We start from the raw sequence: 22,680 nt of genomic DNA on the forward strand, positions 1-22,680 counted from the left end.
ACGTGCCCCGCGGGCGGCAGCGCGCGGCGTCAAGCGGAGTCCCCGCGCGGGAAGCGCTCCAGCTTCCGCCCGATCGCCTGCAGCGCCCCGGCCCGACGCCCCGGCACCTGCCGCCGCAGCTCGACGAGTTCGGGCGCGAGGGCACGCGCCTTCCCCTCGTCGAGGACCTGCTCCCACTGGTGATGCGCACGGTCGACCGCGCCCTCGACGTCGGGGTGACCGAGGTCCTGCCACTGCCCGATGCGCGCGCGGGCGGCGGCGATCCACAACTCGCAGCTACGGCCGGGCTCGTCGGCGAGCCGGGCAAGGTCGGCGCGGACCTCCAGCCAGTGGATCGCCTCCCCGGACCCGGGCCCGTGCCGGCGCAGCGCGTCCAACTCCCAGGCGGCGGCCGCCGCGGCCGCCTCGCTGTGCCGCCCGGCCTGGGCGGCGGCCAGGATCCCCGGGTGCGGGTCGCCCTGCCCCGGCGCGGCGAGTACGGGCCCGGCGGACGCCGCGGTCTGCTCCTCGTCCCGCCCCTCGCGCCAGGCCCGGGCCGCCGCCCGCACCTTGCCCCACGCGCCCTTGTGGGCGCCCACGGCAGCCTCCTCCGACCGCCGGGCATCGGGGACGTCCGCCACCGGCGGGGCGGTTGGCCGCGGAGGCACCTCGGGAACGGGCACGGTCGCCCGGGGGGCTTCGGACTCGTCCGGAGTCTCCGGAGCGACTGCCTGCGGCACGACGGTCACGGGCGCGACGGCCGGCGGCTCGGGCAACGGATCGGGCGCGGCGGGCGCCTCAGAGGTGACGACGGGCTGAGCGGGCTCTTCGGGTACGACCGTCACCGGCGCGACCACCGGAGGCTCGGGCAACGGGTCCGGCTGCGCGGGCGCCGCAGGGGCGACGACCGGACGAACGGGCTCCTCGGGCACGACCGTCACCGGTGCCACCGTCGGAGACTCGGGCAACGGGTCCGCCTGCGCGGGCGCCGCAGGGGCGACGACCGGACGAACGGGCTCCTCGGGCACGACCGTCACCGGTGCCACCGTCGGCGACTCGGGGTCGATCACCGTCTCCACGGGCGCCGGCGGCTCGGGCCGGACCTCGGGAACCACCTCCGTCGGCTCCGGAACGACGGTCGCCGGCGGCGGAGTTGGCACCGAGGGCGGAGTCGGCGCCACAGGAGTCGGAGTCGGTACCGGGGGCGGAGTCGGTACCGGGGGCGGAGTCGATACCGGGGGCGGAGTCGGTACCGGGGGCGGAGTCGGGGCCACAGGAGTCGGAGTCGGTACCGGGGGCGGAGTCGGCGGCGCCGTCCTAGTCGGTGGCGCCGTCCGAGTCGGTACCGGGGTCGGCGCCTCTGTCGGATCATCCGCACCCCCGCTCTCCCCGAGCGCGCGCGGCAGCGGGAAGTCGGCCGGAGCCGCCGTCTCGTGCGGCTCCCCCACGGCCCTCTCCGGCCGTTGCCACGACTCGCCGCCCGCGGGGCGGGCGTACGGCCGGGGCTCGGGCGCCGGGGGGTCGGCCTGCCGCGCCAGCCACAGCACCGGGTCGGTCGCCGCGCGGGCCGACGCCTGCGTGTGGAGGGAGGCGAAGGACGGGCGCGCGCCGGTGCGCCAGATCGTCGTGCAGGCGCGGAGGTACTCCGGGGTGACACGGCCCGCGCGCCGGCCGGGCGGCGGGACGACCCGGCCGTACAGCGTCGTGCCCTCGGGCAGGTCGAGGAGGTCCGGGTGCTCCTCCAGCGCCCGCCAGGTCCCCGCGTCCGCGACGAGGTCCGCCACCACCGTCGTCGTACCGGGCCGCCGCTCGTGGACCGTGTCGGACAGCCAGTGCCACGGCAGCGCCGTGTACCGCAGCGTGGACGCCGTCGTGCGGGCGAGCGCGAGATGCGGCAGGTTCTGCCGCTGGTCCAGGTGGAGTTGGCCCGCGAGGTACACCGCGAGCCGTCCCGCGCCGCCCGCCGCCGCGCGCAGCCGGGTCAGTACCGCCTGCGGGTCGACCGGGTCGGCGAGTTCGACGACCGTCGCGACCCGGGTGTCCGCCAGCGCCGCCGGCGGCACCGCCGCGAACGCCTGCAGCACCGCCGTCGCGTCGACGAGCCTCCCCCGCCCCGCCGGTGCCGCCGCGAGCAGCACCACCGTGCCCTCGCCCTGTTCCTCGATCCTTGCATCCGCCACACCTGCACCGTAGCGCCCGCCACCCCCTCGGCATCGCTTCCCGAAGCCGTCCGCGTGGCCGAATCCCGGTGGGCCGTTGGCATATGCCGAGAGCACCACCGGATCGAGTGTTGCCAAACGGCTTACGGCATGTCCCGCCCTGTGCGAAAGTCTTAGCCGGTCCTCCCTCTCGGACCTGGCCCGTGCCGCCTGTATCGGAGTACGTCATGCCGTCCCATCTGTCCGCGGACCCGTCCGCGCAGCACCCGGAGCCCGGCACGGTGGACGCGCTGATCACGCAGACGCGCCGCCTGCGCGGCGACATGGACGCGGTGCGCCGGGACGCCGGGGCGGACGAGGACGACCCGCAGGGCCGCTGGCAGCGTGCGTTGTGCGAGCTGGCGATGCATCACCTGGACGACCTCGGCGCCCATCTGGGCCAGTTGAAGGCGGGCGTCCCGGACGAGCTGCCGCCGCCCGCCGCGCCCGTCCCCGGGCCCCGCACCGGCTCCCTCCTCAGCCGGGTGGGCAGCGCCGAGTGGAACCTGCTCACCGACGAGGTCAGCTGGTCCGAGGAGCTGTACCGGATCTTCGGGCGGACGTCGGCGAACGGGCCGATGACCCTCGACGAGCTGCCCTCCGTCGTCCACGCCGACGACCAGACGCTGCTCCAGGGCATGGTGACGGGCTGTCTGATCGACGGCCGGCCGATCGACGGCGAGTTCCGCATCGTCCGCCGCGACGGGCTGGTCCGCACGGTGCACATGATGGGCGAGCCGGTCCTCGACCCCGACGGCTGCACGGCCGCCATGTGGGCCGTCCTACGGGATGTCAGCGAACTGCGGCGCAGCGAAAGGACGTTGCGGGAGAGCCGTGACTCGTTCCAGCGGCGACGGCAGATCGAGCGCACCGAGCACCGGGTCGCCGTCGAGCTGCAGGAGGCGGTCCTGCCCCCGTGGCGCGGCTCGCTGCGCTTCGCGCACGAGGGCCCGGCCCCGCTGGACGTGGCCGCCCACTACCTGCCGTCGGCGACGACGGGTCTGATCGGCGGCGACTGGTACGACGCGCTGGCGCTGCCGGACGGCGACGCGCTCCTGACGGTCGGCGACCTCACCGGACACGGCGTCGCCGCCACGTCCTCGATGGCCATGATCCTCGGCGCGCTGCGCGGCATGGCGATCGCCGGGATCGGGGCCGGCGACCTGATGAGCCATCTCAACCGGCTCCTGGAGACCTCGGTGCAGCCGGCCCTGGGCAGTGCGATCTGCTGCCGCTACGACCCGGTGGACCAGAAGCTGACCTGGGCACAGGCCGGACACCCCGCCCCTCTGCTGTTCCGCGGAGGGACGGGGCGGGCGCTCGGGCGGCCCGAGGGAGTGCTCCTCGGGGCGACGCCGCGCGGGACGTACGAGGAGGCCACGGTACGGCTGCTCCCCGGCGACCTGCTGCTGCTGCACACGGACGGTCTGACACGTGGCAGCGCGGACGACGACTCGGGTACGCGCCGCCTGCTGGGGCTCGCGCCACGGCTGGCCGGGACGCGGGACGCGCAGGACTGCGTACGGACGGTGGTGGAGGAGTTCGGCGAGTCCTCGCGCGAGGACGACGCCTGTGTGATGGCCGTGCGCGTGGGGCACTGAAGGCCCGGCCCGCACGGGGGCCGACGGGCCCCGTTCCTGTTCCGGGTGGTTCGGTCTCGTGCGGTTCCCCTGTCCGCTGCGGAGGGCTGTCCTTGCCGAGGGCTGCTCGTGCCGGGGCCGATCAGATCTTCCGGCCGCGCGGCTTGCTTCCCGACGGATCGTTGGGCAGCGCCATCTGGATCTCCTCGCGAAGGTCCTCGATCTTCGAGTACCCCGCGTAATGGCCGGTGAGCCGGTACATCTCGCGCAGCCGGTCCCATGTCCGGTGCGAGGACGTCTCACCCATCGACACCAGCGCCAACCGGGCGTAGCGGTCGGCCTGTTCGGGGTCGTCCGCGATGAAGCAGGCGGACGCCAGCGAGATGTAGTCGAACAGCATGGACCGCTGCCGGCCGCCCTCGCGCAGTTCCAGCGCCAGCTTGGCGTGCCGCTGGGCGGGGACGGCCGCGGCCGGGTCGTGGTCGGCGAGGGTGCGGTAGGCGAGCGCCTGCATGCCGTGCAGGTCGGCCTCGTCGAACAGCTGCATCCAACTCGGCGGCGGCACATCGCCCTTGTCGGAGACGAAGAGCTCCTCGGCCTCGCCGAGGGTGCGCCGCATGGCCTGGCCGCGCCCCATCGACGCCTGGGCCCAGGCCTCGATGGTGTGCAGCATGGCCTGGGTCCGGGGCAGCACCTCGTCGCCCGAGCCGGACTTGGCGAGCTGCATCAGGTCCAGCGCGTCGTCCGGGCGGCCCAGGTGGACCATCTGGCGGGCGGCACGGGAGAGCGCCTCGCCGGCCCGTGGCCGGTCGCCGCCCTCGCGGGCCGCGTGCGCGGCGATGACGAAGTACTTCTGTGCGGTGGGTTCGAGGCCGACGTCGTGCGACATCCAGCCGGCGAGGACGGCGAGGTTGGCGGCGACGCCCCAGAGGCGGCGCTGCAGATGGTCGGGGTGGCGGTAGGCGAGCATGCCGCCCACCTCGTTGAGCTGGCCCACCACTGCCTTCCGCTGCAGTCCGCCGCCGCGGGCGGCGTCCCAGGCGCGGAACACCTCCACGGAGCGCTCCAGCGCGTCCATCTCCTGCGACCCGATGGGGGCGGCCTCGTAGCGGTCGAACCCAGCGGGGTCGGCGTGCAGGGGATCGGTGGAGCGGGGGGCGTCCTTGGCTAGTGCGGGGTCGGCGTGCAGCCAGTCGTGCATGGCGCTGCTGAGTACGGAGCCGGCGGCGAGCGCGGCGCCCGCGCCCACCAGGCCGCGTCGGTTGAGCATGAGGTCCATTCCCGTGAATTCGGTGAGGACCGCCGCCGTACGGTCGGGCGCCCAGGGCAGCCCGTCAGGGTTTTCGGAGCTCCTGACGTTCCGCCGTTTTCCGGCGTGCCCGTGTCGTACGAGACCGAGGTCCTCGATGGTCACGACACGGCCGAGTCGCTCGGTGAACAGGGCCGCCAGCACCCGCGGTACGGGATCGCGCGGGATCTCACCCATGTCGATCCAGCGCCGGACCCGGGAGGTGTCGGTCGCCAGCTGGGGGTGGCCCATGGCCGCCGCCTGCCGGTTCACGAGCCTCGCGAGCTCGCCCTTGGACCAGCCGGTGAGGCCGAAGAGGTCTGCCAGGCGGGTGTTGGATTGCCCTGTCACGTCTAAGCCCCCAGGTTCTCGGCTGAGTTGACAGTAGCCCCATGGCATAGGGCTGGCGACTATTCGCCAGGCTTCGCCAGGGCACGCCCGATGGTTCGCTACGGGCGGCCCGGTGTCAGGTAGGAACGCGCCACCCCGCCTCGGCAACCGGCCCTCATTCCCCAGGGTGCGGACCGGCGGCCGGGCGGGGCGACGCACGCGACTGTCGGCACACGAAGGGATCTGTCTCGCCCATGTACACAGCATCGTCCTCCGTGTCCGCCCCGCCCCGGCTGCACCGTTCCGTCCCGGTCGGCGGCAGCGGACCGTATCTCGCTCCCGTACAGACGGGCCCCGTCCGGCGGCGGCCGGGCACGGCGCCGCAGCAGCTGAGCGGCAGGATCGACCTGTCGGGTCCCCAGGGCGCCCAGGTGCGGATGGCGATCGCCTCCGTCCACCGGATCTGTCCCGAGTTCAACCCCGTCCAGGTGCTGCGCCGCAGCGGACGGTCGGTGCTGATCGTCGGAACGACCGGACGCACCACGGCCGTCGCCAAGTGCTTACTGGATCACTCGCCGGCCTGGACCGAGCGGTTCCGTCACGAAATAGCTTCTTACCGCGCGTTCGTCCGGCACCGGCCCCCGGTGCGCGCGCCGCGTCTGATCGCGGCCGATCCGGAGAACTGCGTCCTGGTGATCGAGCGGATGCCGGGCCGGGCCGCGGCCCTGAGCCGGCATCCCGTGGAGGCCCCGCCGCGCGCCGACGTGCGGGCCGCGCTGGGGGCGATCGCCCGGCTGAACGCCTGGCGTCCGCCGGCCGGGACCTTCGACGCGCCGCTCGACTACGGCTCCCGGATCAGCCGCTACCACGAGCTGGGGCTGTTCACCGACCGGGACCGCGACGACCTGCAGAAGCTGCTGCACGGCCTGGCGCACGCGGGCGGCCGGCAGGGGATGGGGCAGTTCTGCCACGGTGACGCGCTGCTGTCCAACATCCTGCTGTCGCCGACCGGTCCGGTGCTCGTCGACTGGGAGCACGCGGGCTGGTACCTGCCCGGGTACGACCTGGCGACGCTGTGGGCGGTCCTCGGCGACGCGCCGCTGGCGCGGCGGCAGATCAGTCAGCTGGCGCAGCAGGCGGGTCCGGCGTCGCGGGACGCGTTCCTGGTGAACCTGATGATCGTGCTGACGCGGGAGATCCGCACGTACGAGACTGCGGTGCAGCGGACCATCCGCGAGGCCCCGCCGGCGGGTTCGACCCCGATGCCGTCCGGGGCGCTGGCGCCGGGTGAGGAGCAGCGGCTGCTGTTGCGGCGGCTGCACGACGACTGCGCGCTGGCCCGGCGGGCCGTGCGCGCCGCAGTGGGCACGCGCTAGCGAGACGGGCGGGCCCACCGCCGACGTGGGGGAAGTGCGCTGCGCGCCCGGTGCCGACACACCGGGGGCGCGGCGCACTGTCGTGTGCGGGGCGGAATCGTGTCGAGCGATCCGGCATTGGTCCATTCCACTGACGCGCCGCAGGCCCGCGCACTGCCGTGGCGAAACTCCGCCGCGACCGCTCTGACATGGCAAATCGCCGCTAGCGAGGCGTGATTGACGGATGGTCGGGAAGCCGCTACCCCTGTACGGGTCCGGCACCGCACGCCCCACCGTCCCCCTCGTTCCCGGAGGCTGCATTGCCCAGTACCGCGTCTCGCAGACGTGTCCACCGAGCGGCGGGGGCGCTGGCGTCCGCCGCTCTGCTGTTGCCGCTCCTGTCGTCCGGTCCGGCCGCGACCGCGGAGGAGCCGCCCTCGCCGAGCGCCCTGCAGCGCGCCTTCGCGTCGGCGGCCGAGCGGTACGGAGTGCCGGAGCGGGTGCTCCTGGCCGTGTCGTACCTGCAGTCGCGCTGGGACGCGCACGGCGGCGCGCCGAGCGTGTCCGGCGGCTACGGGCCGATGCATCTGACGGACCTGCGCACGGCGCTGGCCGGTGCGCAGCACCACTCGGACGCCGCCGAGGACGCCCGCGGCGACGCGTCCCGCCCGGTACGTGTCGCGGTGGAGAAGGCGTTGCCGGAGCCGGCCGAACTCCCGGCGCGGCTGCGCACCCTGGCGCGGGCGGCGGAGCTGACCGGGCGGTCACCGGAAGAGCTGCGGACCGGTGCCGCGGCGAACATCGAGGGCGGCGCGGCGCTGCTCGCCGCCGCCCAGCGGGAGTCGGGGCGGCCGGCGAGCGGCGATCCGGCGGACTGGTACGGCGCGGTGGCGCGCTTCTCGGGCGCGGACGACACCGCGACGGCGACGACGTACGCGAACGACGTCTTCGATGTGCTCCGGACCGGCGAGCGGCGCACCACGGACAGCGGCCAGACGGTCGCGCTCGCCCCGACGCCGGACGTGGCCGCGGACCCGGCGCAGGCCGCCGCGCTGGGCCTGCGCACGGCGGACCGGGGGCGCACCGAGTGCCCGCCGACGGTGGCCTGCGAGTGGATCCCCGCGCCGTACGAGGAGTTCGGCGACGGGGACTACGGCAACCACGACAAGGGGAACCGTCCGGTCTCCCAGGAGATCGACTACATCGTGGTGCACGACACGGAGGCGACCTGGGACGTCACGCTGAAGCTGGTGCAGGACCCGACGTACGTGTCGTGGCAGTACTCGCTGCGCTCCTCGGACGGGCACATCGCGCAGCACCTGCCGCTGAAGGACGTCGGCTGGCACGCGGGCAACTGGTTCGTCAACGCCAAGTCGGTGGGCCTGGAGCACGAGGGCTTCCTGACGGCCCCGGACTCCTGGTACACGGAGGCGATGTACCGGACCTCGGCGCGGCTGGTGCGCTATCTGGCCGCGCGGTACGGCATCCCGCTGGACCGGCAGCACATCCTGGGGCACGACACCGTGCCGGGGACGACGACCGCCACGATCCGGGGCATGCACACGGACCCGGGCCCGTACTGGGACTGGGCGCACTACTTCACGCTGCTCGGCCGGCCGTTCACGCCGAGCGCGGGGCCGGACGCGGGCGTGGTGACGATGCGGCCGGAGTACACGGCGCACCAGCCGGTGTACACGGGCTGTGCGGCGGCCGGTCAGGCGTGCGCGCCGCACGGCAGCGGGGCGGTGCGGCTGCACACCGCGCCCGACGCCTCGGCTCCGCTGGTGAAGGACATCGGCCTGCGGCCGGGCGGCCAGGACTCGACGACCGGGGTGAACGACACCGGGGCGCGGGCCTCGACGGGTCAGCAGTACGCGGTGGCCGAGCGCCGGGGCGACTGGACGGCGGTCTGGTATCTCGGGCAGAAGGCGTGGTTCCACAATCCGAAGGCGCGACCGACGGCGGTGAACGCGCGCGGGCTGCTGCTGACGCCGCGGGAGGGACTGGCGGAGGTCCCGGTGTTCGGCAGGGCGTATCCGGAGGCGTCCGCGTACCCGGCGGGCGTGCCGGTGCAGGCGGTGTCGCCGCTGCCGTACAAACTGCTCGCGGGGCAGCGGTACGTGGTGGGCGACCGAACCCCCGGGGAGTACTACTTCGCTCCGACGTTCGACACCACGGGGCATCGCGTGGTGCGCGGTCAGGAGGAGTACTACGAGATCCAGTTCGGGCACCGGGTGGCCTTCGTGAAGGCCGCTGACGTGCGGGTTCTCCAGGGCTGACGGACGTGCGAGAGGGTGCCGGGGGCCGACACGGCCCTCGGCACCTTTCGTCGCTCATACGACTAACGCGGTGTTCGCGTAGGCCGCACGGGCGAGGGGTAGGGCTGGGGCCGCAAGATCGACTCCTCCACCGGAAGGCCCCGCTGGTCATGGCACAGCCCTTCGTTCTGCCGGACTTCTACGTCCCGTATCCGGCACGGCTCAATCCCCGTCTGGAGGAGGCCCGCCGCCACACCCGGGAGTGGGCGCGGGAGATGGGGATGCTGGAGGGGTCGGGCATCTGGGAGTCGAGCGACCTCGAGGCGCACGACTACGCCCTGCTGTGCTCGTACACCCACCCGGACTGCGACGCGGAGGCGCTGTCCCTCGTCACGGACTGGTACGTGTGGGTGTTCTTCTTCGACGACCACTTCCTGGAGGTCTTCAAGCGGACTCACGACCGGCCCGGCAGCAAGGCCTATCTGGACCGGCTGCCGCTGTTCATGCCCAGGGACCCGGCCGCCGGGATGCCCGAGCCGGCGAACCCGGTGGAGGCCGGGCTCGCCGACCTGTGGCGGCGGACGGTCCCGGCGATGTCGGAGTCCTGGCGGGAGCGCTTCGCCGAGGCCACCGAGGCCCTGCTTCACGAGTCCCTCTGGGAGCTCGACAACATCAACGAGGGCCGGATCGCCAACCCCGTCGAGTACATCGAGATGCGCCGCAAGGTCGGCGGCGCCCCCTGGTCGGCGGGCCTGGTGGAGTACGCGGCCGGCGCCGAGGTACCCGCCCAGGTCGCGCACACCCGTCCGCTGCGCGTGCTGCGGGACGCCTTCTCGGACGCGGTGCACCTGCGCAACGACCTGTTCTCGTACCAGCGCGAGGTCGAGGACGAGGGCGAGAACAGCAACGGCGTCCTGGTCCTGGAGAAGTTCCTCGGCTGCTCCGCCCAGGAGGCCGCCGAGGCGGTCAACGACCTGCTCACCTCGCGGCTGCAGCAGTTCGAGAACACCGCGCTCACCGAAGTCCCGGCGCTGTGCCTCGAGAAGGGGCTGTCCCCCGGGGAGTGCGCCGCGGTCGCGGCGTACGCGAAGGGGCTGCAGGACTGGCAGTCCGGCGGCCACGAGTGGCACCTGCGCTCCAGCCGCTACATGAACGAGGAGCTGGACACCGGGCCTTCACGGCTCGACGGGGTGCTGGGCACCTCCGCCCTGAACATCCGGAACCTGTTCGGCCGCCCGGCGGCGTCCCGGCGGCGCGTGCACACCCATGTGCCGCACCAGGAGGTCGGGCCGTCGCTCCTGCCCGACTTCGACCTGCCGTACCCGCTGTCGCTGAGCACGCACCACGCGGAGGCGAAGCGGCTCTCCCTGGACTGGGCCGAGCGGTTCGGCCTCCTCGACGACCTCTGGGACCGTGAGTTGTGCGAGGGCTTCGACTTCGCGCTCTGCTCGGCCGGGCTCGACCCGGACGCCACGCCGGAGGAGCTGGAGCTCAGCGCCGAGTGGCTGACCTGGGGCACGTACGGGGACGACTACTACCCGGCGGTCTTCGGGCGGCCGCGGAACCTGGCCGGCGCGAAGGGGTGCACCGACCGACTGAAGGCCTGCATGCCGCTGGAGGACCCGGCAGCGTCGCTCGCTCTGGCTGTCAGCCCGATGGAGCGCTCCCTGGCCGACCTGTGGGCGCGGACCACGGCCCCGATGGGGCCGGGGGCCCGTGCGCAGCTGCGCACCGCGCTCGAGGCGATGCTCGACAGCTGGCTGTGGGAGCTGCACAACATGGCACAACACCGGGTACCCGACCCGGTGGACTACATCGAGATGCGGCGCACCACCTTCGGCTCCGAACTGACGATGCTGCTGTGCAAGCTGCGGCACTCCGACGCCCTGCCGCCGGAGATCTACCGGACGGGCACGGTCCACGCGCTGGAGAGCTCCGTCTCCGACTACGGAACGCTCATCAACGACCTTTTCTCGTACCAGAAGGAGATCGAGGTCGAGGGCGAGGTGCACAACGGCGTCCTGGTACTGCAGAAGTTCTTCGACTGCGACTACCCGACGGCGGTGTCGATGGTCGACGACCTGATGCGCGGCCGGCTGCGCCAGTACGAGCACCTGAAGAAGAACGAAGTGCCCATGCTCTATGAGGACTTCGGCCTGGACGCCGAGGGCCGGGCGGCCTTCGAGGCGTATCTGCGCGGGCTGGAGGACTGGTTGGCGGGCATCCTCAACTGGCACCGGGCGGTGCATCGTTACCGGTCGGAGGCCCTGGGCGCGCGGATCGGCACCCCGCGTCTTCGCCAGGGACCGACGGGCATCGGCACCTCGGCGGCGCGATTCGCGTCGCTGGTCGCCTCGCACGGGTAGAGACGGAAGGCCGCCCCAGGCATGCCGGGGCGGCCTTCTGCGCTCGGGGTCAGCCGCGGCCGCGCAGCTGGTCCAGCTCGCGGCGTTCGCGCTTGGTCGGGCGGCCCGCACCGCGGTCGCGGACGGCGGCCAGTGCCACGTGCTCGCGCGGGGGCGGCGGCGGGCTGTTGTCCACGTACGCCTCGGCGGCGACCGGCGGGCCGACGCGCTTGGTGAGCAGCTGCTTCACCTCGACGATCCGCTCCCGGCCGGCGTGGAAGAGCCGTACCTCGTCGCCCGGCTTGACCGGCTGCGCGGGCTTGGCGCGCTCGCCGTTGACCTTCACGTGCCCGGCCCGGCAGGCCGCGGCGGCCTGCGAGCGGGTCTTGGTCAGGCGGACCGCCCAGATCCAGCTGTCGACGCGTGCGCTCATCGGCCCCCGCCCCTCTCGTCAGCCCGCCTGGAACAGCTCGGCCGGCAGCGGCTTGAGCAGGGCGTACAGGTCGTCCGTGATCGGACGGTCCCAACTCGCGATCGTGACGAGGACGTTGTCACTGCGGTCGAACTGCACGCAGGAGATCCGGCTCTCGGAGAGCTTCAGCCGGCGCACGATCAGCAGGTTGTCGCCCTGCATCACCGGGATGTCCTCGGTGTCGAGGAGCTCGACCGGCTCGTCGTTCTCGAGCGCCGCCAGGAGCTGCGCGACCTCGAAGGGGATCTGTCCGTCGGCGAGCTCGCGGGCCGGGGAGCCCTCGGGCAGATTGCCGATGATCATCGCTGGGCCGCGGCCGCCGAACAGGTCGTAGCGCAGGAAGACGCCCTGGCAGGAGCCGTCGGGGGCGGGCAGCAGACCGGCGCCGAGATTGCCGGGCCAGTCCCCCGGGTCCATGGCCAGGACGTCGAAGTCCGGGCCCGCGGGTGTGGCGGCGCTGCGGCGGCGGAGGAAGGACATAGGGCCATGGTACGTGCCCTCCGCCCCTCCGCGACGCGCCGGGGCCGGGGCCGTTCGGTCCCCGGAAGACGCCTTCCGCCGGGCGCGCCGCAGCCGCTCCGGGGCGATCACCGATCGTTATATTGACGCACGCTCCGTCATCACGGTGCTGTCCGATCAGCTGACCGTTCAGCTGTCCGACCCTTCGACGGGATGGGCCGACGCGTGACGTTCCTCAGGTCCCGGGCCGCCGCCCGGATCGCCCGCGCGGTCGCGGTGTTCACCGCCTGCGCCGCCGCCCTGACCTCCCTGACCGCGCTGCCCGACGCGCCGGCGGCGCGGGCCGCCCCCTCCCCCGGCTTCTCCGCGGGCCCGGCCCGCGCCGCCCTGTGGCGGCTGCTGCCCCGGCATGCGGCGCAGTTCTCCCTGGAGCCGGTCGCCCGCCCCGCGTCCGGCGACTGGTTCGCCGTGTCCGGAGGCGCCGGGCGGGTGCGTATCAGGGGCACCAGCCCGGCCGTGCTGCTCAGCGGCGTGAACTGGTACCTCAAGCACTCCGCCGGGGTCGAGCCGGGCTGGCCCGGCAGCAGCACCTCCGCGCTGCCCGCCGTCCTCCCGGCGCCGAAGGAGCCGGTGCGGCGGGCCGCCTCGGTGCCGCACCGGTTCGCGCTCAACGACACCGACGACGGCTGCTCGGGCGCGTACCGGGACTGGGCGGCCTACGAGCGGCAGATCGACCTGCTCGCCCTGAACGGTGTGAACGAGGTGTTCGTGCAGATGGGCGCGGAGGCGGCGTACCACGCCGCGCTGCGCGAGTTCGGCTACGCGCGGAACGAGCTGCGGGCCTGGATCCCGGGGCCGGCGCACCAGCCGTGGTGGCTGATGCAGAACATGTCCGGCTTCGGCGGCCCGCTGACCGAACGCCTGGTCGCGCAGCGGGCGGCGCTGGGGCGGCGGATCGTGGCGCGGCTGCGTCAGCTCGGGATGACCCCGGTGCTGCCCGGGTACATCGGGACGGTGCCGCAGGGCTTCACCGGCCGCAATCCGGGTGCCCGCGTGGTGCCGCAGGGCACCTGGATCGGCTTCGCCCGGCCGGACTGGCTGGACCCGCGCAGCCCGGCGTTCCCGAAGGTCGCCGCGGCGTTCTACCGGCACCAGTCGCGGCTCCTCGGCACGTCCTCGATGTACAAGATGGATCTGCTGCACGAGGGCGGCACCCCCGGCGACGTTCCCGTTCCGGCCGCCGCGCGGGCCGTGATGGACGCGCTGCAGACGGCCCGGCCCGGTGCGACGTGGGTGCTGCTCGGCTGGCAGCGCAATCCGCGGACCGAGGTCCTGGACGCGGTGGACAAGTCCCGGCTGCTCGTGGTGGACGGCCTGTCCGACCGGTACGGCGGGCTCGACCGGGAGACGGCCTGGCACGGCGTTCCCTACGCCTTCGGCACCATCCCGAACTTCGGCGGACACACCACCCTCGGCGCCAACACGGCCGTGTGGACGAGCCGGTTCGACGCCTGGCGGACCAAGCCCGGCAGCATGCTGCGCGGCATCGCCTACCTGCCCGAGGCGACCGGCCGGGACCCGCTCGCCTTCGCCCTGTTCACCGAACTCGCCTGGCGCACCGGGCCGATCGACCAGGCCGCCTGGTTCGCCGGGTACGCGGCCCGGCGGTACGGCGCGCCCGACCCGCACGCCGCGCGGGCCTGGGAGTGGCTGCGCCGCGGCCCGTACAGCACCCCGCCGGGCCGGTGGAGCGAGCCGCAGGACGGCCTGTTCACCGCGCGGCCGAGCCTGACGGTCCGGTCGGCGGGTTCCTGGAGTCCGAAGGAGCTGCGGTACGACGCGGCCACCGTGCGGCGGGCCCTGGCGGAGCTGCTGCGGGTCGCCCCGGCGCTGCGGCGCACCGACGCGTACCGCTACGACGTGGTGGACATCGCCCGGCAGGCGCTCGCGAACCAGAGCAGGACGCTGCTGCCGGAGCTGAAGGCGGCGTACGAGGCGCGGGACCTCGCCGCCTTCCGTGCGCGTTCCGTCGAGTGGCGCGGGCATCTCGCCCTGCTGGACGAACTGCTCGCCTCCGACCGGCGGTTCCTGCTCGGCCCGTGGCTGGGGCAGGCGCGGTCCTGGGGGCGGACGGACGCCGAGCGGGCGGCGCTGGAGTTCGACGCCCGGTCGATCCTGACCACCTGGGGTCCGCGGGCCGGCAGCGAGGCGGGGCTGCACGACTACGCGAACCGCGAGTGGTCCGGGCTGGTGGCGGACTTCTACGCACCGCGCTGGGACCACTACCTGGCCGGCCTGGAGGAGTCCCTGGTCACCGGCCGACCGGCCGCACCGGTCGACTGGTTCGCCCGGGAGAACGCCTGGAACCTGAAGCGGGACGACCACCGGGTGGAGCCGGTGGGCGATCCGGTCGCGCTGGCGGCCCGGGTGCGGGACGCGCTGGGCGACGACACCGCGTGACGCGGCCCGGCCGGTACGGGGAGGTTCCCGTACCGGCCGGGCCGGTGTGTCCGCGCGGCTCGCCCGGTCTCCGGCGGTCGCAGGCGGCCCGAGCGGTCTCAGGTCAGGTCGAACTCGCCGTCCCGGGCGTTGAGCACGAACGCCCGCCACTCCGCTGGGGTGAAGATCAGCGACGGGGCCTCGGGGCGGCCGCCGTTGCGCATCGCGATGAAGCCCTCCACGAAGGCGATCTGCACATCGCCCGCGCCGTCGCTGCCCGAGCGCCAGTCGGCGTCGCTCAGGTCGAGTTCGGGCTTCTCCCAGCCGGTGAAGGTCTGCTGGGCAGTGATGCTCTCGGCCACGTCCGTGCTCCTCCCGCGTCCCACAACGTCGTCCGCGCCTCAGGGTAGCGACCGGCTCCGGGTGCCGACAGACCTCAGGAGCCGGGCCGTTCGGACCCCACCAGCCACATGGAGAAGAACTGCGCCCCGCCGCCGTACGCATGCCCGAGGGCCCGTCGCGCCCCGGGCACCTGGTGCTCGCCGGCCTGTCCGCGGACCTGCAGCGCGGCCTCCGCGAAGCGGATCATCCCGGAGGCGCCGATCGGGTTGGTGGACAGCACCCCGCCGGACGGGTTGACCGGCAGGTCGCCGTCGAGCTCGGTGACCCCGGACTCGGTGAGCTTCCAGCCCTCGCCCTCCTCGGCGAAGCCCAGGTTCTCCAGCCACATCGGCTCGTACCAGGAGAACGGCACGTACATCTCGACCGCGTCGATCTCCCGGCGCGGGTCGGTGATCCCGGCCTGCCGGTAGACGTCGGCCGCGCAGTCCTTGCCGGCCTGCGGGGAGACGAAGTCCTTGCCCGCGAACAGCGTCGGTTCGCTGCGCATCGCGCCGCCGTGCACCCAGGCCGGCGGCCGGGGCGAACGGGCCGCGCCCGTACGGTCGGTGAGGACCATGGCGCAGGCGCCGTCGGAGGACGGGCAGGTCTCGGAGTACCGGATCGGGTCCCAGAGCATCGGGGACGCCTGGACCTTCTCCAGGGTGAGGTCGTGCTCGTGGAGGTGCGCGTACGGGTTCTTCAACGCGTTGCGGCGGTCCTTGTACGCGACGAGCGAGCCGACGGTGTCGGGCGCGCCGGTGCGCCGCATGTACGCGCGGACGTGCGGGGCGAAGAAGCCGCCGGCGCCGGCGAGCAGGGGCTGCTGGAAGGGGACGGGCAGGGAGAGGCCCCACATGGCGTTGGACTCGGACTGCTTCTCGAAGGCGAGGGTGAGCACGGTGCCGTGGACACCGGCGGCCACGAGGTTGGCGGCGACGAGGGCCGTGGAGCCGCCGACGGAGCCCGCGGTGTGCACGCGGAGCATGGGCTTGCCGACGGCGCCGAGGGCGTCGGCGAGGTACAGCTCCGGCATCATGACGCCCTCGAAGAAGTCCGGGGCCTTGCCGATGACGACGGCGTCGATGTCCGCCCAGGTCAACTCGGCGTCGTCGAGCGCCCGTCGGGCGGCCTCGCGGACGAGTCCGGCGATGGACACGTCCTGGCGGGCGGCGACGTGCTTGGTCTGGCCGATCCCGACGACGGCCACGGGCTCCTTGCTCACCTTTCCTCCTTGTTCGCTTCTCCGGCCGCGCGGCTCGGAGGTGCGGGCATCGTGCTCGTCCGCGGCCCGGCGGCCGCGCGTCCGTCGCTCACGAGTCAGAGTCCCCTTCCAGGACGGCGACCAGGTTCTGCTGCAGGCAGGGGCCGGAGGTGGCGTGGGCGAGGGCCCGGTCGGAGGTGCCGCGGTGGATGCCGGCGGCGGCCTCGCCGAGCCGGATCAGGCCGGCGGCCATGACGGGGTTGGCGGCGAGCGCGCCGCCGGAGGGATTCACCCGGACGCCGTCGTCGAGCCGCAGCGCCTTGCGGAGCACGACCTCCTGGGAGGTGAAGGGCGCGTGCAGCTCGGCGGTGTCGACCGGCGGTCCGTCGAAGAGGCCGGCGCGTTCGGCGGCGAGGCGGGTCGAGGGCGAGTCGGTGAGGTCGCGGACGCCGAGGGAGTGGGCCTCGATGCGGTGGTCCATACCGCGGATCCAGGCGGGCCGTGCGCAGAGTTCGCGGGCCCGGTCACCCGCGGCGAGGATCACGGCGGCCGCGCCGTCGCCGATCGGCGGGCAGTCGCCGCGGCGCAGCGGCCCGGCGATCCGCTCGCCCTGCGGGCGGGCTCCGCGGAGCTGGGCGTGCGGGTTGCCGGCGGCCGCGTCGCGGCTGCGGGCGGCGATGCCCGCGAGCGCCGGTTCGTCGGTGTCGCCGGCGTCGACGAGTGCCTGGGCCTGGAGCGCGGCGAGGGCGACGGAGTCGGGCCAGAGCGGGGCGACGTAGTACGGGTCGAGCTGGCGGCTGAGGACGTCGCGCACGGAGCCGGGCGAGGACTTGCCGTACGCGTACACGAGCGCGGTGTCGGCCTCGCCGGTGAGGAGCTTCACCCACGCCTCGTACAGCGCCCAGGCGCCGTCCGTCTCGACGTGGGACTCGGAGATCGGCGGCCAGGCACCGACGCCGTCGAGGGCCATGGTGAAGGAGAAGGCGCGGCCGGCGAGGTAGTCGGAGGAGCCGGAGCAGGTGAAGCCGATGTCGGAGGTCTTCAGGCCGCTCTGCCGCAGCACGTCGTGCAGGACCGGCATCAGCATCTCGACCTCGGAGAGGTCGTCGCTGCGGCGCAGACAGTCGCTCTGGGCGAAGGCGACGATCGCCACGTCCCGGCGGCGGGTTCGGCTCACAGCAGCTCCTTGTACGTGTCGTAGTCGGCGTCCGGTTCGCCGGTGGGGCGGTAGTGGTCGGGGAAACGCCCGTCCTCGCTCCAGACCGGCTCGACCCGCAGCCCCATCCGGACCTGGTCGTACGGGATGCCGCCGATCCGCCCGTGCAGGGCGAGGCCGGCGCCGTCGAGGGCGATGTGGGCGTAGACGTAGGGGACTTCGATGTCGAGATTCTTCGCCTTGATGTTGACGATGCAGAAGGTCGTGACGGTGCCGCGGGGGCCGACCTCGACGGGTTCGGTGGTGGCGACGCCGCAGGTGGGGCAGGCGCCGCGGGGCGGCACGTACACCTTGGCGCAGGAGGGACAGCGCTCGCCCACGGTGCGGCGCTCGGCGAGCGCGTGCAGGTAGGCGCTCTGCGCGCGGCCGGGGCTGTAGGTGTAGTCGAGGCGGGCGAGGGCGGTGATACCGGTGACGGGCTCGGCGAACCGCCCGTCGTGGGGACGAGGTCGGCTGGCTTCCTGCTCCCCTTCGTGGGGCTCGAAGCAGGCGATGTCGGTGATCGCGCCGGTGCGTTCCGCGGCCCAGCGGATCCGTACGCGCATGCCGGTGTGTACGGCGTCGGGGCCGGGGGCGTCGAGGGCGTGCAGCAGGGCGGTGTCGGCGCCGTCGAGCCGTACGAGCACCCACGCGAAGGAGGTGCCGAGGGGCTGACCGGGCCGGGGCTCGGGGTTCCAGGCCCAGGTGGTGACGGTGCCGGTGGGCTCGACCTCGACGAGCTCGCGCAGCTCGGCGGCGGTGACGGGGTCGTACTCGACGGGCGGCACGAGCACCTGCCCGCCTTCGGTCCGCACCCCGAGCACGGCCCGCTCGCGCAGCCCGGTGAGGAACGCGGCCTGGACGGGCCCGAGGGACCGGGTGAAGGGGAACTCGACGACGAGGGGGGCGCGGAGGGTGTCGGGGGTGGTGGTCATGGGCGGCTCCTGTTCGGGGCGGAGTGGATGGACGGACGAGATCTGAGCCCGTCCGGTGCTCGAGGACACGCCCGCGGGGGACGGGGCCCGGGGGCTTGCCCACCGGTTCCGGGAAGGGTCGGACCGGGCGGGGCTCACTCCCGCCGGTACACCGGCGCCCGCTTCTCCGCGAACGCGCGCGCTCCTTCCCGCGCGTCGGCCGTGTCGAAGACCGGCCAGCCGCGTTTCAGCTCGGCCGTCAGGCCCTCCGACTCCGGCAGTTCCGCCGTCTCGTAGACGGACGCCTTCACCGCCTCCACCGCGAGCGGACCGCAGGCGTTGACCATCTCCGCGAGTTCCAGGGCCCGTTCCAGGGCCGTGCCGTCGGGGACGACCTGGCCGACGAGGCCGATCCGGGCGGCCTCCTCGGCCGTGTACGGGCGGCCCGTCAGCAGCATCTCCAGCGCGTGCGTGCGCGGGATCTGCCGGGGCAGGCGGACCGTCGAGCCGCCGATGGGGAACAGTCCCCGCCGCACCTCGAAGAGGCCGAACGTCGCGGACTCGCCCGCCACCCGGATGTCCGTGCCCTGGAGGATCTCCGTGCCGCCGGCCACGCAGTACCCCTCCACCGCCGCGATCACCGGTTTGCGCGGCCGGTGGTGCCGGAGCATCGCCTTCCAGTGCAGGTCGGGGTCGGCCTTCAGCCGCTCGCGGTACCCCTCCCCCGCCATGCCCTTTCCGGCCAGCGCCTTCAGGTCCATCCCGGCGCAGAAGTCGCCGCCCGCGCCGGTGAGCACGACCGAGCGGACGCGGTCGTCCGCGTCGGCCTCGAGCCAGCCGTCGTAGAGACCGACGAGCAGCGGCAACGAGAGCGCGTTCTTGGCCTCGGGCCTGTTGAGCGTGAGGATCAGCGTGGCGCCTTCGCGCCGTACGGATAGGTGCTCGGTCCCGGTCATGGGCGTCTCCCGTCTCCAGTTCTGGAACAGGTTGCAGGAGTGCGGAGTTCAGTTCAATAGTTTGCTGACGACCAGTCAGATTCTTCTGCGCACCCCCTTCCCCCCTCCGCCCTTCGGCGCTCTAATGACCGCCACGTCCGTACGGGACCAGCGGCCAGCGGCGTCAGGAGGACGAACGGTGGAGTACAACCTTGCCGACCTGTTCGAGTCGGTCGTCGACGCGGTCCCGGACCGCGAGGCGCTCGTGTACGTGGACCACCCAGGCACCGGCACGGAACGCCGGCTCACGTACGCCGAACTCGACGCCGCCGCCAACCGCCTGGCCCATCACCTGATCGACTCCGGCCTCCGCCCCGGCGAGCATCTCGGCCTGCACCTCTACAACGGCGTCGAGTACCTGCAGACCGTGCTGGCCTGCCTCAAGGCCCGGCTCGTCCCGGTGAACGTGAACTACCGGTACGTCGAGGAGGAGTTGGTCTACCTCTACCGGGACGCCGACCTCGCCGCGCTGGTCTTCGACGCGGAGTTCACGGCACGGGTCGCCGCCGCCCTGCCGCAGACGGAGAAGCTGCGGCACCTCGTCCGGGCGGGGACCCCGGACGACGGCGCGCCCGCCCTGGACTGCGTGCCCTTCGCCGCGGCGGAGGCGGCCGGCTCACCGGAACGGGGCTTCCCGGCCCGTTCCGCGGACGACCTGTTCATCATCTACACCGGCGGCACCACCGGCATGCCCAAGGGCGTGATGTGGCGCCAGGAGGACCTGTTCTTCGCGGGCCTGTTCGGCGGCGAGCCGACCGGTGAGCCGGTGAAGCGGCCGGAGGAACTGGCCGAGCGGGTCGCCGCCCGCGGTGCGGGCCTCACCTTCTTCCCCGCTCCCCCGCTGATGCACGGCACGTCCACCCTCACCGCGTTCATCGCCTTCAACTACGGCCAGCGGGTGGCGATCCACCGCAAGTACGTGCCCGAAGAGGTGCTGCGCACCATCGAGAAGGAGAAGGTCTCCAGCATCTCGCTGGTCGGCGACGCGATGCTGCGGCCGCTGATCGACGCGCTGCGCGGCCCGCTCGCGGGCACGGACCTGTCATCGCTGTTCAGCATCTCCTCGTCCGGGGCGATCATGTCGGAGACCGTCCGCGCCGAGCTGCACGCGCTGGTCCCGAACGCCCTGATCCTCAACAACTTCGGTTCGTCCGAGTCCGGTTCGAACGGCAAGGCCACCGACGACTCCGGCCCGGCGACCGGCTTCCGCCTGGAGGTCAACGAGCGGACGAAGGTCGTGGACCCGGTCACGTACGAGGAGGTCCCGGTCGGCGAGCCGGGCCGCCTCGCCCAGCGCGGCCATGTGCCGCTGGGCTACTACAACGACGCCGGGAAGACCGCCGAGACCTTCTTCCGGAAGGACGGGGAGCGCTGGGTGCTGCTCGGAGACATGGCCACCGTCGACGACCAGGGCATCGTGACCGTGCTCGGCCGCGGCTCGCAGTGCATCAACACCGGCGGCGAGAAGGTCTATCCGGAGGAGGTCGAGCAGGCGCTCAAGTCCCATCCGGACGTGTACGACGCGCTGGTCGCCGGGGTCGCGGACCCGAAGTGGGGCCACCATGTGGCGGCCGTGGTCCAACTCCGCGAGGACGCGGCTCCGTTGGATCTGACCGCCGTCCAGGAGCACTGCCGCACCCGCCTGGCCGGATACAAGATCCCCCGGCAGCTGGTCCTCGCCGACGAGATCCAGCGCTCACCGAGCGGCAAGGCGGACTACCGCTGGGCCCGCTCGGTGGCGACGGAGGCGGACGGCCGGCCCTAGATCCCGAACTCCCGCAGGGCGGCGACGAATTCGTCGGGCCGCTCCTGGTGGATGAGGTGCCCGGTCTCGATGGTGACGAGCCGGCTGTCCGGGATGCGGTCGACGAGCAGGGCCACCCGCTCCTGAGGGATGTGGCTGTTCTCGCCGCCGGCGACGACGAGGGTCGGCGCCTTGACGGCGGCGAGGCCCTCGTACCACCCCGGGTCGGGGTCGTTCTTCTGCGCGTCCGTCGCCGTGACGACCGCCCAGTCCAGCGGCAGCTCGCCGTCCGGGCGCTCCACGGGGGCGAAGGGCGTGCGGGGCGGGAGGAGCACCGGGGCGTCCTCGACGACCAGCCGGCCGATCAGCTCCGGCTCGGCGGAGGCGAGCAGGTACGCGGCCACGCCGCCCATGGAGTGGGCGACGACGTCGGCGCCGGCGAGGCCGAGGCCGGTGAGGAAACCGCGCAGCTGGTCACGGTAGACGTCGAAGCCGTACGGGCCGGTGTGGTCGCTCAGCCCGTGGCCGGCGAGGTCGACGGCGTACACGCGGCGGTCGGCGGCCAGCTCCCGGGCGATCGGCGTCCACTCCGCCGCGCTGCCGCCCCGGCCGTGCACGAGGACGACCGGGGGCGCGGTCGCGTCGCCCCAGGCGCGGTACGCGATCCGGACGCCGTCGACGGTGAGGCTGCGCACCTCGGGATCGAGGAAGGCGGCGATCGGGCGGCGGAGGGCGCCGGGGTCGTCGACCCACGGGAAGTGCCCGGCGCCGCGCTGCACGACGAGTTCGGCGTGCGGGAGGAGCGCGGCGGCCTCGGCGGCGCGGGCGGGCGTCGGCCCGCCGTCGTACTCGCCCGCGACGACGAGGACGGGCGCGGTGACGGCGGCGAGCGCGGCCCGCGTGGCCTCGGGGCGGAAGGCGCCGTCCGCGTAGAAGGCCGCCACGGCCTCCCAGTTGAAGCGCCCCGCGGCGTCGTGGGCCCGGGCGGCGTCGTCCCACCGCCCGTACGCCAGCGGGGCCGCGGCCGCGTAGGCGTCGGCCAGGGAGGACTCGGGACCGAGCGCGTCGAGCGCGGCCCGGGTCCCGGCGTACCAGGGCTGGCCGCGGAAGACGGCCGTCGCCTCGTCCCACTCCTCGTCGGAGACCGTGATCCCGACCGCGCGGAGCCCGGGGGTGACCAGGACGAGGGAGGACACTCGCTCGGGGTGGGCGGCGGCGTAGAGGAGGGCGAGGTTCCCGCCCGCGGAGTGGGCCAGCAGGTCCATCCGCTCCAGGCCGAGGTGGACGCGGAGCGCCTCGACGTCGGCGACCTGCCGGTCGCAGCGGTACGTGGCGGGGTCGGCGGGCCGGGCGCTGTCGCCGGTCCCGCGGGGGTGGAGGACGGTCAGGGTGCGATGCGCGGCGAGGCCGCCGAGATCGCCGAGGTAGTCGGCGTGGCGCATCGGCCCGCCCGGCAGACAGACGAGGGGTTCCCCCTCCCCCGTCGTGCGACAGGCGAGTCGGGTTCCGTCGTAGCTGGTGAACTGCGGCATGACGCGATCGTCACC

The 22,680-nt window shown here is 73.7% G+C and carries 16 protein-coding genes; 6 read left to right on the top strand and 10 right to left on the bottom strand.

Annotated elements, in window-relative coordinates; translation table 11 throughout:
- Nucleotides 1–29: 29 nt before the first annotated feature.
- Nucleotides 30–2,159, bottom strand: a complete 2,130-nt coding sequence (locus ABZO31_RS01525) for a hypothetical protein (RefSeq protein WP_406858980.1) — start codon at nt 2,157–2,159, stop codon at nt 30–32.
- A 206-nt stretch (nt 2,160–2,365) separates the two neighbouring features.
- Between ABZO31_RS01525 and ABZO31_RS01530 the strand changes: the two genes are divergently transcribed.
- Nucleotides 2,366–3,778, top strand: coding sequence for a PP2C family protein-serine/threonine phosphatase (locus tag ABZO31_RS01530; RefSeq protein ID WP_406858981.1), 1,413 nt, complete (start codon nt 2,366–2,368; stop codon nt 3,776–3,778).
- Between the two features lie 121 nt (nt 3,779–3,899).
- On the opposite strand, the gene ABZO31_RS01535 is transcribed toward ABZO31_RS01530, so the two are convergent.
- On the bottom strand, nt 3,900–5,396 hold the full coding sequence (locus tag ABZO31_RS01535; protein ID WP_406858982.1) for a hypothetical protein: 1,497 nt from the start codon (nt 5,394–5,396) through the stop codon (nt 3,900–3,902).
- A 233-nt stretch (nt 5,397–5,629) separates the two neighbouring features.
- Here ABZO31_RS01535 and ABZO31_RS01540 point away from each other — a divergent pair, with 233 nt between their 5' ends.
- The 3 genes from ABZO31_RS01540 to ABZO31_RS01550 all read left to right on the top strand — a co-directional run bounded on the left by ABZO31_RS01540 (nt 5,630) and on the right by ABZO31_RS01550 (nt 11,354).
- The gene (locus ABZO31_RS01540; RefSeq protein WP_406858983.1) at nt 5,630–6,751 is read left to right on the top strand and encodes an aminoglycoside phosphotransferase family protein; all 1,122 of its coding nucleotides are present in this window, start codon (nt 5,630–5,632) and stop codon (nt 6,749–6,751) included.
- 299 nt (nt 6,752–7,050) lie between these two features.
- Nucleotides 7,051–9,009, top strand: a complete 1,959-nt coding sequence (locus tag ABZO31_RS01545; protein WP_406858984.1) for an N-acetylmuramoyl-L-alanine amidase — start codon at nt 7,051–7,053, stop codon at nt 9,007–9,009.
- Nucleotides 9,010–9,158: 149 nt separating this feature from the next.
- Nucleotides 9,159–11,354 (top strand): terpene synthase family protein, encoded by a 2,196-nt coding sequence (locus ABZO31_RS01550; RefSeq protein ID WP_406858985.1) that lies wholly within the window; start codon nt 9,159–9,161, stop codon nt 11,352–11,354.
- A gap of 49 nt (nt 11,355–11,403) precedes the next feature.
- On the opposite strand, the gene ABZO31_RS01555 is transcribed toward ABZO31_RS01550, so the two are convergent.
- Nucleotides 11,404–11,766: an RNA-binding S4 domain-containing protein gene (locus tag ABZO31_RS01555; RefSeq protein WP_406858986.1), complete on the bottom strand. Its 363-nt coding sequence runs from the start codon at nt 11,764–11,766 to the stop codon at nt 11,404–11,406.
- A gap of 18 nt (nt 11,767–11,784) precedes the next feature.
- Complete coding sequence (locus tag ABZO31_RS01560) at nt 11,785–12,285, bottom strand: hypothetical protein (protein ID WP_406858987.1); 501 nt, start codon at nt 12,283–12,285, stop codon at nt 11,785–11,787.
- A gap of 204 nt (nt 12,286–12,489) precedes the next feature.
- Between ABZO31_RS01560 and ABZO31_RS01565 the strand changes: the two genes are divergently transcribed.
- Nucleotides 12,490–14,724, top strand: a complete 2,235-nt coding sequence (locus tag ABZO31_RS01565; protein ID WP_406858988.1) for an alpha-N-acetylglucosaminidase — start codon at nt 12,490–12,492, stop codon at nt 14,722–14,724.
- A gap of 98 nt (nt 14,725–14,822) precedes the next feature.
- Here the strand turns inward: ABZO31_RS01565 and ABZO31_RS01570 are convergent, their stop codons facing one another.
- The 5 genes from ABZO31_RS01570 to ABZO31_RS01590 all read right to left on the bottom strand — a co-directional run bounded on the left by ABZO31_RS01570 (nt 14,823) and on the right by ABZO31_RS01590 (nt 19,350).
- Nucleotides 14,823–15,065: a DUF397 domain-containing protein gene (locus tag ABZO31_RS01570; protein ID WP_406858989.1), complete on the bottom strand. Its 243-nt coding sequence runs from the start codon at nt 15,063–15,065 to the stop codon at nt 14,823–14,825.
- Nucleotides 15,066–15,139: 74 nt separating this feature from the next.
- On the bottom strand, nt 15,140–16,306 hold the full coding sequence (locus ABZO31_RS01575) for a thiolase domain-containing protein (protein ID WP_406858990.1): 1,167 nt from the start codon (nt 16,304–16,306) through the stop codon (nt 15,140–15,142).
- Nucleotides 16,307–16,394: 88 nt separating this feature from the next.
- A complete protein-coding gene (locus ABZO31_RS01580; protein ID WP_406858991.1) occupies nt 16,395–17,462 on the bottom strand; it encodes a thiolase domain-containing protein in 1,068 nt (355 codons plus the stop codon).
- Complete coding sequence (locus ABZO31_RS01585; protein WP_406858992.1) at nt 17,459–18,415, bottom strand: Zn-ribbon domain-containing OB-fold protein; 957 nt, start codon at nt 18,413–18,415, stop codon at nt 17,459–17,461. Before ABZO31_RS01585 ends, ABZO31_RS01580 begins: the two co-directional genes overlap by 4 nt.
- Nucleotides 18,416–18,549: 134 nt before the next feature.
- The gene (locus ABZO31_RS01590; RefSeq protein WP_406858993.1) at nt 18,550–19,350 is read right to left on the bottom strand and encodes a crotonase/enoyl-CoA hydratase family protein; all 801 of its coding nucleotides are present in this window, start codon (nt 19,348–19,350) and stop codon (nt 18,550–18,552) included.
- 178 nt (nt 19,351–19,528) lie between these two features.
- Between ABZO31_RS01590 and ABZO31_RS01595 the strand changes: the two genes are divergently transcribed.
- Entirely contained in the window at nt 19,529–21,154 is a 1,626-nt protein-coding gene (locus ABZO31_RS01595; protein ID WP_406858994.1) for an acyl-CoA synthetase, read from the top strand.
- On the opposite strand, the gene ABZO31_RS01600 is transcribed toward ABZO31_RS01595, so the two are convergent.
- Nucleotides 21,151–22,665: an alpha/beta fold hydrolase gene (locus tag ABZO31_RS01600; RefSeq protein WP_406858995.1), complete on the bottom strand. Its 1,515-nt coding sequence runs from the start codon at nt 22,663–22,665 to the stop codon at nt 21,151–21,153. The genes ABZO31_RS01595 and ABZO31_RS01600 overlap by 4 nt on opposite strands.
- Nucleotides 22,666–22,680 lie beyond the last annotated feature (15 nt).

It is taken from the genome of Streptomyces solicamelliae (genome assembly GCF_045348655.1).
GTDB lineage: Bacteria > Actinomycetota > Actinomycetes > Streptomycetales > Streptomycetaceae > Streptomyces > Streptomyces solicamelliae.